The following is a 16,238-nucleotide window of genomic DNA, read 5'->3' as shown; positions in this document are numbered from 1 at the left end:
GTCGCACCGGCTAGCGAGATTGTGATGACCTCTACCCGGGTGCAACCCACGACCGAATCTTTGGACAACTCGGTCACCTTGTTTGAAACCCTAGGCGGCGAGCCTGCGATTCGCGCGCTCGTGGACCGGTTTTATGACCTGATGGAAATGGAATCGGACTTCGCCATTTTGCGCGCCGCGCATGGGCCGAGCCTCGATTCGGCGCGCGACAAGCTGTTTCTGTTTCTGTGCGGGTATTTTGGCGGGCCGAATTACTACATCGAGCGTTATGGCCATCCTCGGTTGCGCGCGCGCCATCTGCCGTTTTCGATTGGCATCGTAGAGCGCGATCAGTGGCTCGCTTGCATGGGCCGCGCCATGCAGGACGAAGGCTTCCCACCGGAACTCGTGGACCGCCTGCTGGAGGCGTTTTTCGGCACGGCTGACTGGATGCGCAATCGTGACGGCTAAACGCGATATCGACGCGGATACGCAGTCGCTTTCCTGGTCAGGGGCGCCCGCGGGGGCCATGCTGTGCAGCGCGCGCGTCGGCTCAGCGAGCCCGGATCTGCTGGATCCCGCCCACTACGGCGATCATGCGCGTCCTGTCGACGCGGGCGGGCGCCAAGCCGCGTGGTTTGTCGAAAAAGACGGCTGGCACGGCGTGCTGCGCGGTTACCGGCGCGGCGGCCTGGTCGCACGCTTGAGCCGCGAGGCCTATATTTGGCAGGGCGAATCGCGCACGCGCAGCTTTCGCGAATATCGCCTGCTGGCTTGGATGCGAGAGCAGGGCCTGAATGTCCCCGCGCCGCTAGCGGCCGCCTATTGGCGCCACGGATTGACCTACCGCGCAGCGATCCTCGTGGAACGAATCCCCGATGTCCGTCCACTGGCCCATTTGCTGGACGAACCCGTATGGGAGGCCGCCGCCCGCGCCATCGCTGCCATGCATCGCGCGGGCGTCTGGCATGCGGATCTGAACGCCTTTAACATTTTGCTCGATGCTCAGGGCTTGGCCTGGCTGATCGACTTCGACCGAGGCACTCAAGGCGGCGTGTCCGAAAGCCAGCGTCGCGCCAATCTGCTGCGTTTGCGCCGTTCCCTGGAGAAAGTCGGCGGCGAGCGCGGTCTGGAATGTTGGGAGCGTCTGGAGCGTTCTTATCAGGCGCTATATTGACGCTACCGCTGTCATAAACAGGAAAATCGGCTCCGCCGCGGGCCGGACCTCGCCAAAAAGGCATTATCATTTTGCCCTTTGGCAAATTTCGCATTCGTCGAATGCGGCAAGGGGCTCGCAATGAAGAAATACGCGGGGATGCAGTGGGCGCTCGGGGCGACGCTGGCTGTTGCTGCGATATCGAGCGCCTGGGCAAAAGACCAGGTCGTGAACGTTTATAACTGGGCGGAATACACCGCGCCCGACACCATCCCCGGCTTTGAGCGCGAGACGGGCATCAAGGCGCGTTACGACGTCTACGACAGTAACGACACCTTGCAGGCCAAGCTGCTGACCGGTAAATCCGGCTACGACGTGGTGGTTCCTTCCACCCATTACGCGTCGCGGCAAATCCAGGGCGGCCTGTATCAGAAACTCGACAAATCCAAGATTCCCAATTGGTCGAATCTGGATCCGGACATCATGGCGCTGGTGGCCTCGATCGATCCGGGCAACGAGTATGTCATTCCCTGGGGCTACGGCACCAATGGCCTGGGTTACAACGTCACCAAGGTCAAGCAGATCTTTGGCGATGATGTCGATCTGGCCAACTGGGACATGCTGTTCAAGCCCGAAAACGCCGCGAAACTGAAAGAATGCGGCATCTCCATGCTCGACGAAGCCGCGCAGGTGTTTCCGGCCGTCCTCAAATACCTGGGCAAGGACCCCAACAGCGAAAATCCCGACGACTACAAAGAGGCCCTGGCGCTGCTCAAGCAGATCCGCCCCTATATTCGTCAGTTCAGCTCGTCCGGTTATATCGATGAGCTGGCGGTGGGCGACTTGTGCATGGTCTATGGCTTTTCGGGCGACGTGATGATTTCGCGCAAGCGCGCGCAGGACGCTAAAAAGCCCTACGAGATCAATTACTTCATCCCGAAGGGCGGCGCGCCCGCTTGGTTCGATGTGATGGCGATCCCCAAAGACGCCAAGAATGTCGACGAGGCGCACGCCTTTATCAACTACATCGAGAAACCCGAAGTTCACGCGGCGATCACCAACACCATGTTCTATCCCAATGCCAACAAGGCGGCGCGCGAGTTCGTGGTCAAGGACGTAGCGGATAACCCGATGATTTATCCGCCGGCCGATGTCGCCAAATCGCTGTACGTGATCAAGGCGCAACCGATGAATATTCAACGCCTGCAGACTCGCATGTGGGCGGAACTCAAGTCCGGACGATAGGCATCATGAGCGATAGCCGTTACACGGCGCAGCATACCGGTGACCCTGACGAATTCGTCAAGGTCACCGAGCTGGTGAAGATTTTTGGCGACGTGGTCGCGGTGCGTTCGGTCAATCTGAGCGTCAGGCGCAATGAGATTTTCGCGCTCTTGGGTAGCTCCGGTTGCGGCAAATCGACCTTATTGCGCATGCTGGCCGGGTTTGAGGAAGCCACCTCGGGCCAGATCATGCTCGATGGCGAGGACATCACCCGCGTGCCGCCGTATCGCCGGCCCGTGAACATGATGTTCCAGTCGTATGCGCTTTTCCCGCATATGACGGTCGAAGCCAACGTCGCGTTTGGCTTGAAGCAGGAGGGCGTCGATCGCGCGGAAATCCACGATCGCGTGTTCGAGGCGCTGGACCTCGTGCAAATGGCCGGATACTCGCGCCGCAAGCCGCATCAGTTGTCGGGCGGCCAACAGCAGCGCGTCGCGCTGGCGCGTAGCCTGGTCAAACGCCCCAAGCTCTTGCTGCTGGACGAGCCCATGTCAGCGCTCGACAAGCAGATCCGTCAAAAGACGCAGATCGAGCTCGTCAAAATCCTGGAACAAGTCGGCGTGACCTGCATCATGGTGACGCACGACCAGGAAGAAGCCATGACCATGGCGCATCGCCTCGCCGTCATGACAGAGGGGCAGATCGTGCAATGCGGCACGCCGCAAGACGTGTACGCGTTCCCGAACTCGCGCTTCGTGGCGGGCTTTATTGGATCGACCAATCTGCTGTCGGGCACCATTGTCGTGGATGAGCCCGATCATGTGGCGATCGAATGCCCCGAGCTTTCGCGCACGCTCTACGTCAGCCATGGCGTGAGCGAGCCGCTAGGCATGGAGGTCCATGTCTCCATCCGCCCCGAGCGCATGGTCGTTACTCGCGCGCAACCCGAGGGCGACTACAACTGGGCGCATGGCATGGTCAGCCATATGGCCTGGATGGGTAGCTATGCCCTCTACCAAATCCGCCTGGACTCCGGCAAGGTTGTCGAAGCCAGCGTGCCTAGCTTGCAGCTCACGCAGTTCGATGCCCCCGGTATCGACGAAGAGGTCTACGTGAGCTGGGATGCGGATAGCGCGACGGTGCTGGCATCATGAAACGGCTGGACCCGCGTAATCTGATGCCATCAGGTCGCACGCTGGCCATCGTGCCGCCATTTATCTGGCTGGCGCTGTGCCTGCTGATTCCGTTTCTGCTGGTACTGAAGATCAGTTTCGCCGAACTGGAATTCGGCATTCCGCCTTACACGGCGCTGGCGGAATTCGAAGATGAGGCTGTGCGATTCAGTTTGCACCTGGCCGGCTACATCCGACTGTTTACCGACAGTCTGTACCTGCAAACGTATTTGAGTTCGCTGAAAATGGCGGCGGTCACCACCGTGTGCTGCGTGGTGATCGGCTATCCGATTGCGTACTACATCGCGCGATCGTCGCCATCGATACGCAATCTGCTGCTGTTGGGCGTGATACTGCCGTTCTGGACTTCGTTGCTACTGCGCGTCTACGCGTGGGTGGGCATTCTGCGCAACGACGGCCTGCTCAACAAGTTCTTGATGAGTCTGGGCATTATCTCCAGCCCGCTGGAGATTTATCGCACGGATCTGGCGGTATATATCGGGCTGATCTATGCCTATCTGCCATTCTTTATCCTGCCGTTGTACGCCAATCTGGTGAAGATGGATCTGCGTTTACTTGAAGCCGCCTATGACCTCGGCGCGCGCCCATGGCAGGCATTCTGGCGCATCACCGTGCCGTTGTCCCGCCCGGGTGTCATCGCGGGAGCGATGCTGGTGTTTATTCCTTCCGTTGGTGAGTACGTGATCCCCGAGATGCTGGGCGGCGCGAATACGCTGATGATGGGCCGCGTGATGTGGAACGAGTTCTTCAATAACGCCGACTGGCCGATGGCTTCGGCCGTCACCTGCATCATGGTGCTGCTGTTATTGGTGCCGCTTGCGCTGTTCCAGTACAACCAGGTGCGCCAGCAGGAACTAAGCACGCGGGGTCGAGCATGAAAGGGCCCAATAAAACGCTGCGTGCCCTGGTGCTAGGCCTGGGCTACTTCTTTCTGTATGCGCCTATCCTCAGCCTGATGGTGTTCTCGTTCAACGATTCACCGCTGGTGACCTCGTGGAGCGGATTCTCGCTGCGTTGGTATAGCGCGTTATTTCAGGATAGTGCGCTGCTGAGCGCTGCCTGGCTGTCGTTCAAGATCGCCGTCTTCACGGCGACTGCGGCGGTCGTCATTGGCACGTGGGCGGGCTACGTGCTGGGACGCATGGGTCGTTTTCGCGGGTTCACGTTATACCTGGGCATGCTGAGCGCGCCCCTGGTGATTCCGGAAGTCGTGCTCGGCATCTCGCTCTTGCTCATGTTCGTGGAAATGCGCACGCTCTTTGGCTGGCCGGCCGACAATGGGGTGTTCACGATCTGGGTCGGACACGTCACCTTGTGCGTGGCCTATGTGGCGGTCGTGCTGCAAGCACGTATCCGTGATCTGGATCGTTCGCTCGAAGAAGCCGCGCTCGACCTGGGGGCGACGCCGCTCACGGTGTTCTTTCGCATCACCTTGCCCATGATCGCGCCCGCATTGATGGCGGCCTGGCTGCTGGCGTTTACCTTGTCGCTCGACGACGTGGTCATCGCCTCGTTCCTGTCGGGCCCGGGCTCGACGACGTTGCCGATGGAAGTCTTCTCGCGCGTGCGTCTGGGCTTGAAACCCGAAGTCAATGCGCTGGCCACGATTTTCATCTTGGTCGTCGGCGTATGCGTCATCATCATGAATCGCCTGCAGCAGCGCAGGGAAGAGGAGTCGAAGTGAAGCAGCAAGCCACCCTCTACGGTCTGACCAAGTGCAGCACCTGTGTGAAGGCACGCGAATGGTTGAAGTCCAATAACGTCGCCCACGGGTTCATCGACTATCGCGACCAGCCCGTGCCCGCCGAAACCTTGAAGGCGTGGGCCGGCAAGTTGGGCGGTTGGGAAAAGCTGGTCAATCGCGCTTCCATGACCTGGCGCAATCTGGCCGATGATCGCAAGACCGCGCAGACCGATGCAGAATGGACGCAGTTGATCGCTGAATATCCAGCCCTCGTGCGCCGGCCTGTCACCGTGACGCCAGACGGCGAAGTCAGCGTCGGCTTTTCCGAAAAACGCTACACGGAACGCTTCGCTTGAATATGACACGCCAGCCTGGCCCCGCGTTGCCCGATGCCTTTTTCGATCGCGACGCCTGCCAGCTGGCGCGTGATCTGCTTGGCAAGGTTATACGCCGACGCCTGGGCGATCTGTGGCTGTCGGTTCGTATCATCGAGACCGAGGCGTATTACCTGGACGAGAAGGGCAGCCATGCCTCTCTGGGCTACACGCACAAGCGCCGCGCGCTGTTCATGGATGGCGGCACGGTCTACATGTACTACGCGCGCGGTGGCGATTCCCTGAATTTCAGTGCGGGCGGGCCGGGTAATGCCGTGCTTATTAAATCGGCTTATCCCGTCACCGATGCAGTCTCCGGCCCAGAGGCGCTGGCGCGCATGCAGGCGCTCAGTCCCGACGCCAGAGGCCTGCCTCGTCCGCCTACACGTCTGTGCGCGGGGCAAACACTGCTATGTCGCACGTTGGGGTTGAAGGTCCCCGACTGGGACGCAAAACGTTTCGATCCGGATACCTTTTTCGTCGAAGACATCGGGCAATCGCCGCAGCGCCTCATTAACACGCCGCGTCTGGGTATCCCGCCAGGGCGTGACGAACATCTGCGCTACCGCTACGTGGACCCCGAATACGCGCCTTATTGCACACGCAATCCGCTGCGCCGGGGCCAGCAGGCTGGTCGCGATTACGATTGGGTTGATCGCGACGGCGTCATTTTGGCCTGAGCTTCATCGTACTCGCGCTGAATGCGTGCCCGCCAGGCCGCATACTTGCGCCGCATACGACGGTCGTTCAGGCGCTTGCTCCAGGCATACAGCGGAATCAACGGCAATACGCCAAAGCCATCGATCAAGTACATGCCCGGTTTTCCGTCGGCATTGCGCCCCAGCGCGATGTTCTTGGCCGACAGATCGCTGATCACGACGTGAGCATCAATCAGCTCCTCGAAAAACGCATCCAGCTGCGCGCTGAGTTCCGGCGTCATGCCGCCGCGAGCCATCAACTTTGCCAGCGTGGGCGCCAGAGCGCCATCGTCTCCGGTGATCTTTTCGACGAGTTGCCCCAGACCCAGCGACGTCTGCGCCAACCCGACCACGCGCGCCATGGGCACCTGCCACGCCTGCGTGGGCGTGGTCGTGGTGGTCACATATTCCGAAATCTCGTCCAGATACACGCGATAAGCGCGATCGCGTTGAAACTGCTTGTAGAAACGCTTGAACGGCTTGCGCGCCAGATAGGCGTTGTAGGCATCCAGGTTCACCACTTTCACCAGCAGGGAAGGCTCGGACGGATGCTGGAACACATAGCGATCGGCGCCCTTGGCGAGGATCTGCGCGCCGGACAGATCTAAAGGGCCGAACACTTGGTTGAAGTGACCTGCGCCAGCCCCGGCGATGTGCGCCCTGGCGGCCATTGCCGTGGCGGCCAGCGCCGTGGTGGGCTGGTGCGTGGAAGCTCCGGAAGAAAAGGTGTCGGAATGCAAAACGATATCGGATTGGTCTGGTATTGCGTCATTGTCGAAGGTCTGCGCTTCCCGTGCAACTTCGCAGGGTAAAGGCGGCGACTTATTGGCACGCTTTACCAGGGGGACCTCCTCATGTTGAACAGCCGGGCATCGACCCTGCGAACCGCAAGTTCACCTGGTCAGCCCGCCTACAATAGCGCTTTCAGGAGATCGCTTTTGTTTGACACCATCGCGTGGACTCAGGTTTTGCCGTGGATAACCTTAGGTATCTCGGTGCTCGTCCTTCTCTTCGTTGCGCGCCTGTCGATGCGCCGCTCGGACACAACGACGGTCGAAACCGTGTTGGACAGCCTGGACCGACTCGAGCGCGATTTGCGTATCGAACTCGACGACATGCAGCGCGGACTGCGGGCCGAGTTCTCCGAATCCGCACGCGGATTGCGCATGGAGCTCGCGCAAAGTCAGGAGGCGCTGCGTGCCGTGCTGTCGCGCGATGCGCAGGCCGCGCGGGCGGAATACGCACAGTCCCTGACACGATTCTCGACCCAATTCAGCGAACGGCTCGAGGGCTTGGTCGCCATCAACGACCGTCGCATGCAGGAAGTGCGCCAAACCGTGGATCAACGTCTGCAATCGCTGCAGGCCGACAACGGGGCGCGGCTAGAGGAAATGCGCCGTACGGTGGACGAAAAGCTGCACGCGACGCTGGAACAACGCCTGGGCGAATCGTTCAAGCTCGTCTCCGATCGCCTGGACGCGGTCCACAAGGGACTGGGCGAAATGCAATCGCTTGCCGCCGGCGTTGGCGATCTGAAGCGCGTCCTGACCAACGTTAAATCGCGTGGCACCTGGGGCGAAGTCCAGCTGGCCCGCCTGATCCAAGATGTGATGACGCCGGACCAATATGCGGCCAACGTCAAACCCGTGCCCGGCAGCGACGCGGTGGTCGAATTCGCCATCCGCCTGCCCGGTCGCGCCTGCGGCTCGGATCCTGTATGGCTGCCCATCGATGCCAAATTTCCCAAAGAAGAATACGAGCGTTTGATGGACGCCTACGACGCCGCCGATGCAGAGTCCGAACGCAGCGCCGGTGCGGCGCTCGCGCGCGCCATCGAAATCCAGGCGCGTCAGATTTCGACCAAATACATCGCGCCGCCTTACACCACCGATTTCGCCATTATGTTTCTACCCACCGAGGGCCTGTATGCCGAGGTGCTGCGCCGCCCGGGTTTGATCGACAAGCTGCAGGGCATGCGCGTTAATGTATCGGGGCCGAGCAACCTGGCCGCGATGCTCAATAGCCTCCAGATGGGCTTTCGTACCCTCGCCATCGAGCAGCGTTCGTCCGAAGTCTGGCAGGTGCTGCGCGCCGTCAAAACCGAGTTCGCGAAATTCGGCGAGTCGCTCGCCAGCGTGAAAAAGACCCTGGACACCGCCAGCAGCAAACTCGGCCAAACCGAGGTCCGTACCCGCGCGATGCTGCGTAATTTGAAAACGGTCGAGGCATTGCCCGACGACGAGGCCACCAAGCTGCTGGGCGAGGATTGAGCTGACGCCAGTGCGGGTTTGCCGCGCTCAGTCCGTCTCTTCTGTAAAATTTCTCCTGCAGGCGGCGAGGTTTCCCCTGATCCCGCGCCACCGGCCCTTTATGAACTCAACGCGCGCTCCTGGCGCGCTCGCGCACCATGCTCACTCAGCAAGAACTCAAGCAGCAAGCCGCCGATGCGGCGCTCGCCCTGATCGAACCCCTGGTTGGCCCCGACGTCATCATCGGCGTGGGCACCGGGTCCACCGCCGACCTTTTCATCGACGGTCTGGCCCGTTTCAAGGGCAAACTGGGTGGCACGGTCGCCAGCTCCGAACGTAGCGCCGCTCGTCTGGCCGGTCACGGACTGAAAGTCTATGACCTGAACGAGGTGACCTCCATGCCCGTATACATCGACGGCGCCGACGAGATCGATGGCCGCCTGCACATGATCAAGGGCGGCGGCGCGGCGCACACACGCGAGAAAATCGTCGCTTCCGTGGCCGAGCGATTCATCTGCATCGCCGACGAATCGAAACTGGTCGAACGCCTGGGCAAGTTTCCGTTGCCCGTCGAAGTCATCCCCATGGCGCGCGAATCGGTCGCACGCGCGCTCGCCGCGCTGGGCGGTAAGCCCAAGCTGCGCGAAGGCGTGACCACCGACAACGGCAACATCATTCTGGACGTGGCCGGTCTACAGATCGATGACGCGCCCGCGCTGGAGCTCATCGTCAACAATATCGCTGGCGTCGTGACCTGCGGCCTGTTCGCGCGTGTCGGCGCGCACGTGGCGCTGCTTGCCACGCAAAACGGTGTGCGCCGCTTGGACCGCGACTGAGCGAAACCCCGCTTCGGGACTGGCCCCGGCGACGCGTTTCATATTCCTGTCACAATCCCGCCATAACCTTGCGGGTCGGCAGGCCCCTCTATTCGTTTCCAATATAGGGTGAAAGCCATGTACAAACCGACGCAGGGAGTCCGGATGACGGAGCACACCAACAAGCAGTTCGAGGCCGATCTGGCCAGCGTCCGCTCGCAGTTTCTGCAAATGGGCGGCCTGGTCGAGGCGATGATTCAGGAAGCGGTGCAGGCCGTGCCGACGGGCGACATGGAGCTAGTCGAAAAGGTCCGCGAGCGCGAGAAACTCGTCAATCGCCACGAGGTCGAGATCGACGAGCGCATTAGCCTGATCCTCGCCCGTCATCAGCCCACCGCGATCGACCTGCGCACGCTGCTCGCGGTCTCGAAAATGCTCACCGATATGGAGCGCTGCGGCGACGAGGCAGAGAAAATCGTCAACGCCGTGCGGCGCATGGTCGAGGCCGATCAACGTTTCATGCCTGTGATCGAGCTGCACCATATGGGCAGCAGCGTGGTCCGCATGCTGCACGAGGTGCTAGACGCCTTTGCCCGCCTGGACCCGATCCAGGCCGCGCAAGTCGTGCGCAAAGACAAAGAAGTCGACCGCGAGTGGAAGAGCACCCTGCGTAACCTCATCACCTACATGATGGAGGACCCGCGCACCATATCCCGGGCGATCGATCTGGTGTTCATCGCCCGCGCGCTGGAACGCATCGGCGACCATGCCAAGAATATGGCGGAGCGGGTGATTTATCTGGTGCGTGGCGCCGATGTGCGCCACACGGGTGCCAAGAATGCAGAGCGTCAGGCTCGCGGGGAATCGGGGGAAGCAGCATCCACATAACGGCATGTGGATGCCGCGTTTCATCACGCCGACGGCGGCACGAAGCCCTGGGCTTCCACGCTGCCATCTTCGAACAAAAAGCGTTCCATCTGCTGCTGCAGATATTTGCGCGCGCGGGCGTCTGCCAGATTCAGGCGGTTTTCATTCACCAGACGCGTCTGCACCTGTTTCCATTCTTCCCAAGCTTCCTTGGAAATGCTTTGCCAGATACGCGTGCCCATTTCGCCGGGATAAGGCGGAAAATCCAGCCCTTCGGCTTCGCGTTTCAGTTTTACACAGTTGACGGTACGGGACATGTTTCGCTGCCGAGTTGAAATAATGGACCTGTCATTTTACCGGCCCTGGCGAGCGAACGGGAATGGCGGTCCTGGCAGGCGCAAACGAAGGGCACCGCATGCAGCAGGCTATGGCGCAGACATCTCTGCGCCATAGCAAGCCGGTTACAGCTTCTTAATGAAAATCATGCTGTTGCGCGAACGGTTGTAGTGGCTTTGCCGATCGCGCGGCAGATCCGAGATACCGCCTTGCACGAAACCACGCTTGATAAACCAATGCGCCGTGCGCGTGGTCAGCACGAAAAGACGTCGCGCGCCAATGGCCCGCGCCCGCGATTCCATGTGTCGCAGCAGGATTTCGCCTTCGCCGGTGCCTTGCCATTCCGGGTGCACAATGAGGCAGGCCATTTCGGCCATATGGTCTTCCGGGTAGGGATGCAACGCCGCGCAGCCATAAATCACGCCATCGTGCTCCAGCACCGTGAAATGTTCGACCTCGCGTTCGATCACACTGCGCGGGCGCGGGACCAGCGTGCCGTCGGCTTCCAGCGGCTCGATCAGGCTGAGGATCGCGCCGACATCATCCAGCGTGGCCGGACGCAGATCGTCCAGCGTGTCTTCCACCACCATCGTGCCCACGCCATCGTGGGTGAAAATCTCCAGCAGCACGCTGCCGTCCAGCGAGAACGGCACCAGATGCGCGCGCGCCACGCCGCGTTTGACCGCCAGCGACGCATGACGCAGATACAAGGTGGTGTCTTCGTCCAGCTCGCCCTGTTGCAGCAGCGCATCCGCATCGGCGCGTGCCAGTTCCGTGTCCACATCGCCGTCGGGTCCTAGCACGCCCGGCGAGGCCGACAAGAAAATCAGCTTCTCGGCGCGCAGCGCCACGGCCACGCTGGTGGCCAGGTCCTCCATGGCCAGATTGAACGCATCCCCCGTGGGCGAGAACCCCAGCGGCGAGAGCAGCACCACCGACGAACCTTTCTCGATAGCGAACTTCAGCGCATCCACATCGATCTTGCGTACCTGACCGGTGTGCTGATAATCCACGCCATCGACCACGCCCGTAGGACGGGCGGTGACAAAATTCCCGGAAATCACGCGGATGTGTGAATGCGACATCGGCGTATTGGGCAAGCCCTGGCTAAATGCCGCCTCGATGTCCAGGCGAATCTCGCCCGCGGCCTCTTTCGCGCATTCCAACGCGGCCGGGTCTGTGGGCGCCATGCCGCGGTCAAACTGCTGCGTAAAGCCCTTCAGCCGCAACTGTTCATTGACCTGGGGGCGTGAACCATGCACCAGGATCAGACGGATGCCCAGCGCGGACAGCAAAGACAAATCCTGGACCAGCGCATTGAGCGCGCCGGCCTGCACCAGCTCGCCACCAAAGCCAATCACAAAGGTCTTGCCTCGGAAAGCATGCACGTACGGCGCCACCTCGCGGAACCATCGGACAAACTGGGCCGGGGCGAATTCGGGGGCTTCTTGGGCGGAGACGGTGTCGGGTTCCTGATCGGACATGATGGGAGGGTGCGGTTCCTTAAGGATGTAGGCACGCTCGCAGGCGTGGTCGGTACCGCAAATAAACGGTACTGCGCGAAATTATATGACTCCCGGCCGCCCCCCCGTCCGGCGAGGCCGGCACAAGTTTTTATAATAGGTGTTCAAAGGATAAATCGTACATGCCAGAAGTCCCCCGTCCGCCCGCGCGCGGCAACCAGGCCCCACGCCCCGAACGGCCCATTCCCGCCATCACCTATCCCGAGGACCTGCCCGTCAGTGCCCGGCGAGAGGAGATCGCGCGCGCCATCGCCAATCATCAGGTGGTGATCGTCAGCGGCGAGACGGGCTCCGGCAAGACCACGCAGCTGCCCAAGATCTGCCTGGAACTCGGCCGTGGCCGCCAGCGCATGATCGGCCACACCCAGCCACGCCGCCTCGCGGCCACGTCGGTCGCCAAGCGTATCGCCGAGGAGCTGAAGTCGCCGCTGGGCGAGATCGTTGGCTATCAGGTGCGCTTTAACGATCGGACCGGCCCCAATGCGTCGGTCAAGCTGATGACCGACGGCATCCTGTTGGCCGAATCGCAGCGCGATCCCTTGCTGCGCCGATACGACACGCTGATCATCGACGAGGCACACGAACGCAGCCTGAACATCGATTTCCTGCTTGGTTATCTGAAACAGCTGCTGCCCCGGCGTCCGGACCTGAAGGTGATCATCACCTCGGCGACCATCGATGCCGAGCGCTTTGCCAAGCATTTCGGCGCATCTGACGACAAACCCGCGCCCGTCATCGAGGTATCGGGACGCCTCTATCCGGTCGAGATACGTTACCGCCCGGTCCGCGAGGAAACCGATGACGAGGAATCCTCTGCCAGCAACAAGCCCAACCGTGAACGTCTGGCCGGCGACGAAGAACGCGACCTGATCGACGCCATCGTCGATGCGGTTGATGAATGCGCGCGTCATGGCCCGGGCGATGTGCTGGTCTTCCTGCCGGGCGAGCGCGAAATCCGCGAATCCGCCGAGGCCCTGCGTAAAAAACACCCCGCTGGCACCGAAGTGCTGCCTCTTTACGCGCGTCTGTCTCAGGCCGAGCAAGAGCAGATCTTTCATCCACGCACCAATGCGCGGCGCATCGTGCTGGCCACCAACGTCGCCGAGACCTCGCTGACGGTCCCCGGCATCCGCTTCGTCATCGATAGCGGCCTCGCACGCATCAAACGCTATTCCTGGCGCAACAAGGTCGAGCAACTGCGCATCGAGCCCATCAGTCGCGCATCGGCCAATCAGCGCGCGGGCCGTTGCGGTCGCGTTGGGCCAGGCGTGTGCATACGGCTTTACGACGAACAGGACTTCAACAATCGCCCTGCATTCACGGATCCCGAGGTACTGCGTTCCTCGCTCGCCTCCGTGATCCTGCGGATGAAGTCCTTAAAGCTCGACGACATCGAACAGTTCCCCTTTGTCGAAGCGCCACCGGGACGCGCTGTGGCCGATGGGTATCATTTGCTGCAAGAGCTCGGCGCAATCGAGTTGGCGTCAGCCTCCGATGAAGACGACGAGACCAGCGCGGTATCGCGCACGGGCTCATCCTATGTGCTCACGCACACGGGCCATGAACTGGCGAAACTGCCAGTCGACCCGCGCATCGGCCGCATGATCCTGGCCGCGCGCGAACAGCAATGTCTGGCGGAAATGCTCATCATCGCTGCCGCGTTGTCGGTGCAGGATCCGCGTGATCGCCCCATGGCCGAGCGCGAAGCCGCCGAGGCCGCGCATGCCAAGTTCGCCGACGACAAATCGGAGTTTCTATCCTTTCTGAAACTCTGGCGCTGGTACGGCGAACAGGTGCAGCACAAGGCATCGCAGCGCAAACTGGTCGCTTTGTTGCGGCAGAACTTCCTATCGCCCATTCGTCTGCGCGAATGGCATGATGTTCACACTCAGCTGTCGGCATTAGTCGGCGAGCAGGGGTGGCGCGTCAACCAGACCGAGGCCACCTATGAACAACTGCATCTCGCATTGTTGTCGGGCTTGCTAGGCAATATCGGATTCAAGGGCGAAGAGGGGGGCGTCTATCGTGGCGCGCGCGAGATTCGTTTTCACATCCATCCCGGGTCGCGCCAGGCCAAGAAGGGTGGGCGCTGGATAGTCGCCGGCGAACTGGTGGAAACGACGCGGCTGTATGCGCGTACGGTTGCACGTATTGAACCGACCTGGATCGAACGCATCGGCGCACATCTATTGCGTCGCCAATGGTCCGATCCGCGCTGGGAAAAGAAAGCAGGGCAGGTGGTGGCAAATGAACGCGCCACGCTCTATGGTCTGGTCATCTACGCGGGCCGCCGCGTGCATTACGGCCGCATTAATCCCCAGCACGCACGCGAGCTCTTCATTCGTCAGGCCTTGGTTCCAGGCGAAATCGATACGCGTCTGCCGTTCGTTGCGCATAACCGCAAGCTCATCGCCGGTATCGAAAAGCTCGAACACCAGACACGTCGTCCCGACATCCTCGTCGATGACGAACTGATCTACGCGTTCTACGATCGTCAGCTTCCCGAAGGCATTTCGCAAACCGCCACGCTGGAAAAATGGGTGCGTGGGCTGGACAAAGCACAGGCCGCCGCCCTGATGCTCACGCGCGACGAACTGATGCGTCACGAGGCCGCCGGCGTCACGACCGATGTGTTCCCCAAGCAGGTCGAATGGCAGGGCGTTACCATGTCGCTCGACTACCATTTCGAACCGGGCTCGCCGCGTGATGGGGTCACCTTATCCGTACCCTTGTTCGCGCTTAACCAGATCGACGCAGCACGCTGCGAATGGTTGGTGCCGGGCATGTTGAAAGAAAAGGTCCATCTGCTGTTGAAGTCCTTGCCGCAGAAACTGCGCCGTCATTGCGTGCCGTTGCCAGACTACGCGGCCGGATTCTACGACCGCTGGTACGACCGGCTTTCCGATCCAAAGCTAGGCCTCGTCGACGCGATCATCGCGGATATGTGGGATCAGGTTCAGGTGCGTCCCGCACCGGCCGACTTCAAGCTGGAGACCTTGCCCGCGCATCTGTTCATGAACTTCAAGGTCGTCGATGAGCACGGGCGCATGCTATCCGCCGGCCGTAACCTGGCGCAGCTGAAAGCCGAATTCGGCAAGCAGGCCCAGGCGACCTTCCAGCAGCTCGCGGGCCGCGATGCCGTCGTGGCCGAAGCCTTGGCTCACGAAAACCTGACCTCGTGGTCGTTCGGCCCCTTGCCGGAAATCATGGAGATCAAACGGCGCGGTCAATCCGTCATCGGATATCCGGCCCTGGTGGATCGCGGCACGCATTGCGACCTCGACGTGTTCGACGATCCCGAGGAAGCGCGCCGCCATCACCGCGCGGGCTTGCTGCGCCTGTTCCGCATCGGTCTACGCGAGCAAGTGAAGTTTCTGGAAAAGAACCTGCCAGATCTGACGAAGATGAGCATGCTCTTCATGAATCTGGGCACGCAGGAAGAACTGCGCGATCAAATCATCGACTGCGCATTGGCGCAAGCCTGTCTCGCTGAACCGTGGCCCGCCGATGAACAGGCCTTTGAGGCGCGACGGCAGGAAGGCAAAGGGCGCCTGGGCCTGCTCGCGCAAGAAGTCGCGCGCTTGTCGCATGCCATCCTGACGGAGTATGGCGCCTTGCAGCGCAAGCTGCCTCAAGCAAAACCGCACGCGGCGGCCTATGCCGATCTGCAGCAACAGATTGGTGCGCTCGTGCCGAAATGGTTTATCCGGGACACCCCTTACGCGCAGCTCACGCACTTCGCCCGCTATCTGAAGGCCGCGGTCGCTCGTATCGACAAGCTTCGCGCCGATCCCGGTCGCGATGCCCGCTTGATGTCGGAGATGGCGCCACTGCTCACGCAATACCAACGCGCCCGCGCCGCGTTGAAAGGCGCCTCTGACCCGAAGCTCGACGAGTTTCGCTGGCTGCTCGAAGAGCTGCGCGTCGCGTTATTCGCCCAAGAGCTGCGCACTCCCATGCCGGTCTCGGTCAAGCGCCTGATGAAGTCGTGGGAATCGATGCGCAGGTAGGGCCTGCAATTCGCGTGCGCCGGGGGGACTGGCGCACGACCCACCGCATCAGGCAAGTCCTATTTCCCACGTGCTCACACACGATGCCCGCGGGATCCACACGACCTATTGGACACTCGGTCCACCCATT

At 61.3% G+C, this 16,238-nt stretch carries 15 protein-coding genes; 12 read left to right on the top strand and 3 right to left on the bottom strand.

Features of this window, described 5'->3' with window-relative positions:
* Positions 1-24 precede the first annotated feature (24 nt).
* The 8 genes from GOQ28_RS08335 (at position 25) to GOQ28_RS08300 (ending at position 6,290) form a co-directional block, all read left to right on the top strand.
* Positions 25-450: a group II truncated hemoglobin gene (locus tag GOQ28_RS08335; RefSeq protein ID WP_160350713.1), complete on the top strand. Its 426-nt coding sequence runs from the start codon at positions 25-27 to the stop codon at positions 448-450.
* A 58-nt stretch (positions 451-508) separates the two neighbouring features.
* Positions 509-1,156: a 3-deoxy-D-manno-octulosonic acid kinase gene (locus GOQ28_RS08330; protein ID WP_160350838.1), complete on the top strand. Its 648-nt coding sequence runs from the start codon at positions 509-511 to the stop codon at positions 1,154-1,156.
* A gap of 120 nt (positions 1,157-1,276) precedes the next feature.
* Entirely contained in the window at positions 1,277-2,380 is a 1,104-nt protein-coding gene (locus GOQ28_RS08325; protein ID WP_160356114.1) for a polyamine ABC transporter substrate-binding protein, read from the top strand.
* Between the two features lie 5 nt (positions 2,381-2,385).
* Positions 2,386-3,513, top strand: a complete 1,128-nt coding sequence (locus tag GOQ28_RS08320) for an ABC transporter ATP-binding protein (protein WP_160356113.1) — start codon at positions 2,386-2,388, stop codon at positions 3,511-3,513.
* Positions 3,510-4,430 carry an ABC transporter permease subunit gene (locus GOQ28_RS08315; protein WP_160350710.1) on the top strand — a complete coding sequence of 307 codons (921 nt, stop codon included), beginning with the start codon at positions 3,510-3,512 and terminating at the stop codon, positions 4,428-4,430. The genes GOQ28_RS08320 and GOQ28_RS08315 overlap by 4 nt, the downstream gene beginning before the upstream one ends.
* Positions 4,427-5,236 carry an ABC transporter permease subunit gene (locus GOQ28_RS08310; RefSeq protein ID WP_160356112.1) on the top strand — a complete coding sequence of 270 codons (810 nt, stop codon included), beginning with the start codon at positions 4,427-4,429 and terminating at the stop codon, positions 5,234-5,236. Before GOQ28_RS08315 ends, GOQ28_RS08310 begins: the two co-directional genes overlap by 4 nt.
* Positions 5,233-5,592, top strand: coding sequence for a Spx/MgsR family RNA polymerase-binding regulatory protein (locus GOQ28_RS08305; protein ID WP_336603759.1), 360 nt, complete (start codon positions 5,233-5,235; stop codon positions 5,590-5,592). Before GOQ28_RS08310 ends, GOQ28_RS08305 begins: the two co-directional genes overlap by 4 nt.
* A gap of 2 nt (positions 5,593-5,594) precedes the next feature.
* A complete protein-coding gene (locus GOQ28_RS08300; RefSeq protein WP_160356110.1) occupies positions 5,595-6,290 on the top strand; it encodes a DNA-3-methyladenine glycosylase in 696 nt (231 codons plus the stop codon).
* Here the strand turns inward: GOQ28_RS08300 and GOQ28_RS08295 are convergent.
* Positions 6,251-6,979 (bottom strand): YrbL family protein, encoded by a 729-nt coding sequence (locus tag GOQ28_RS08295; protein WP_160356186.1) that lies wholly within the window; start codon positions 6,977-6,979, stop codon positions 6,251-6,253. The two genes, GOQ28_RS08300 and GOQ28_RS08295, sit on opposite strands and share 40 nt — an antisense overlap.
* Positions 6,980-7,336: 357 nt before the next feature.
* On the opposite strand from GOQ28_RS08295, the gene rmuC reads away from it, so the two are divergent.
* The 3 genes from rmuC (at position 7,337) to phoU (ending at position 10,260) form a co-directional block, all read left to right on the top strand.
* Entirely contained in the window at positions 7,337-8,578 is a 1,242-nt protein-coding gene (gene rmuC / locus GOQ28_RS08290; RefSeq protein WP_160356185.1) for a DNA recombination protein RmuC, read from the top strand.
* A gap of 137 nt (positions 8,579-8,715) precedes the next feature.
* Entirely contained in the window at positions 8,716-9,393 is a 678-nt protein-coding gene (rpiA, locus tag GOQ28_RS08285) for a ribose-5-phosphate isomerase RpiA (protein WP_160350706.1), read from the top strand.
* A 144-nt stretch (positions 9,394-9,537) separates the two neighbouring features.
* On the top strand, positions 9,538-10,260 hold the full coding sequence (gene phoU, locus GOQ28_RS08280) for a phosphate signaling complex protein PhoU (RefSeq protein WP_160350705.1): 723 nt from the start codon (positions 9,538-9,540) through the stop codon (positions 10,258-10,260).
* 23 nt (positions 10,261-10,283) lie between these two features.
* Here phoU and GOQ28_RS08275 read toward each other — a convergent pair whose 3' ends face one another.
* Positions 10,284-10,556: an oxidative damage protection protein gene (locus tag GOQ28_RS08275; protein ID WP_160350704.1), complete on the bottom strand. Its 273-nt coding sequence runs from the start codon at positions 10,554-10,556 to the stop codon at positions 10,284-10,286.
* A gap of 144 nt (positions 10,557-10,700) precedes the next feature.
* Complete coding sequence (gene argA / locus GOQ28_RS08270) at positions 10,701-12,059, bottom strand: amino-acid N-acetyltransferase (protein WP_160350703.1); 1,359 nt, start codon at positions 12,057-12,059, stop codon at positions 10,701-10,703.
* Positions 12,060-12,220: 161 nt separating this feature from the next.
* On the opposite strand from argA, the gene hrpA reads away from it, so the two are divergent.
* Complete coding sequence (gene hrpA, locus GOQ28_RS08265; RefSeq protein WP_160356109.1) at positions 12,221-16,108, top strand: ATP-dependent RNA helicase HrpA; 3,888 nt, start codon at positions 12,221-12,223, stop codon at positions 16,106-16,108.
* Positions 16,109-16,238: the final 130 nt, after the last annotated feature.

The organism is Bordetella sp. 02P26C-1 (assembly GCF_009763255.1).
Classification (GTDB): Bacteria; Pseudomonadota; Gammaproteobacteria; order Burkholderiales; family Burkholderiaceae_B; genus Bordetella_A.
The sequence above is the reverse complement of the archived record's forward strand: the minus strand, read 5'-3'. Positions and strand labels throughout refer to the sequence as shown.

Bases quoted from the DNA above. Each gene is read 5' to 3' on its own strand.
- GOQ28_RS08335 (WP_160350713.1), top strand. From the start codon at position 25: ATGACCTCTACCCGGGTGCAACCCACGACCGAATCTTTGGACAACTCG.
- GOQ28_RS08330 (WP_160350838.1), top strand. From the start codon at position 509: ATGCTGTGCAGCGCGCGCGTCGGCTCAGCGAGCCCGGATCTGCTGGAT.
- GOQ28_RS08325 (WP_160356114.1), top strand. From the start codon at position 1,277: ATGAAGAAATACGCGGGGATGCAGTGGGCGCTCGGGGCGACGCTGGCT.
- GOQ28_RS08320 (WP_160356113.1), top strand. From the start codon at position 2,386: ATGAGCGATAGCCGTTACACGGCGCAGCATACCGGTGACCCTGACGAA.
- GOQ28_RS08315 (WP_160350710.1), top strand. From the start codon at position 3,510: ATGAAACGGCTGGACCCGCGTAATCTGATGCCATCAGGTCGCACGCTG.
- GOQ28_RS08310 (WP_160356112.1), top strand. From the start codon at position 4,427: ATGAAAGGGCCCAATAAAACGCTGCGTGCCCTGGTGCTAGGCCTGGGC.
- GOQ28_RS08300 (WP_160356110.1), top strand. From the start codon at position 5,595: ATGACACGCCAGCCTGGCCCCGCGTTGCCCGATGCCTTTTTCGATCGC.
- GOQ28_RS08295 (WP_160356186.1), bottom strand. From the start codon at position 6,979: ATGGCCGCCAGGGCGCACATCGCCGGGGCTGGCGCAGGTCACTTCAAC.
- rmuC (WP_160356185.1), top strand. From the start codon at position 7,337: ATGCGCCGCTCGGACACAACGACGGTCGAAACCGTGTTGGACAGCCTG.
- rpiA (WP_160350706.1), top strand. From the start codon at position 8,716: ATGCTCACTCAGCAAGAACTCAAGCAGCAAGCCGCCGATGCGGCGCTC.
- phoU (WP_160350705.1), top strand. From the start codon at position 9,538: ATGACGGAGCACACCAACAAGCAGTTCGAGGCCGATCTGGCCAGCGTC.
- GOQ28_RS08275 (WP_160350704.1), bottom strand. From the start codon at position 10,556: ATGTCCCGTACCGTCAACTGTGTAAAACTGAAACGCGAAGCCGAAGGG.
- argA (WP_160350703.1), bottom strand. From the start codon at position 12,059: ATGTCCGATCAGGAACCCGACACCGTCTCCGCCCAAGAAGCCCCCGAA.
- hrpA (WP_160356109.1), top strand. From the start codon at position 12,221: ATGCCAGAAGTCCCCCGTCCGCCCGCGCGCGGCAACCAGGCCCCACGC.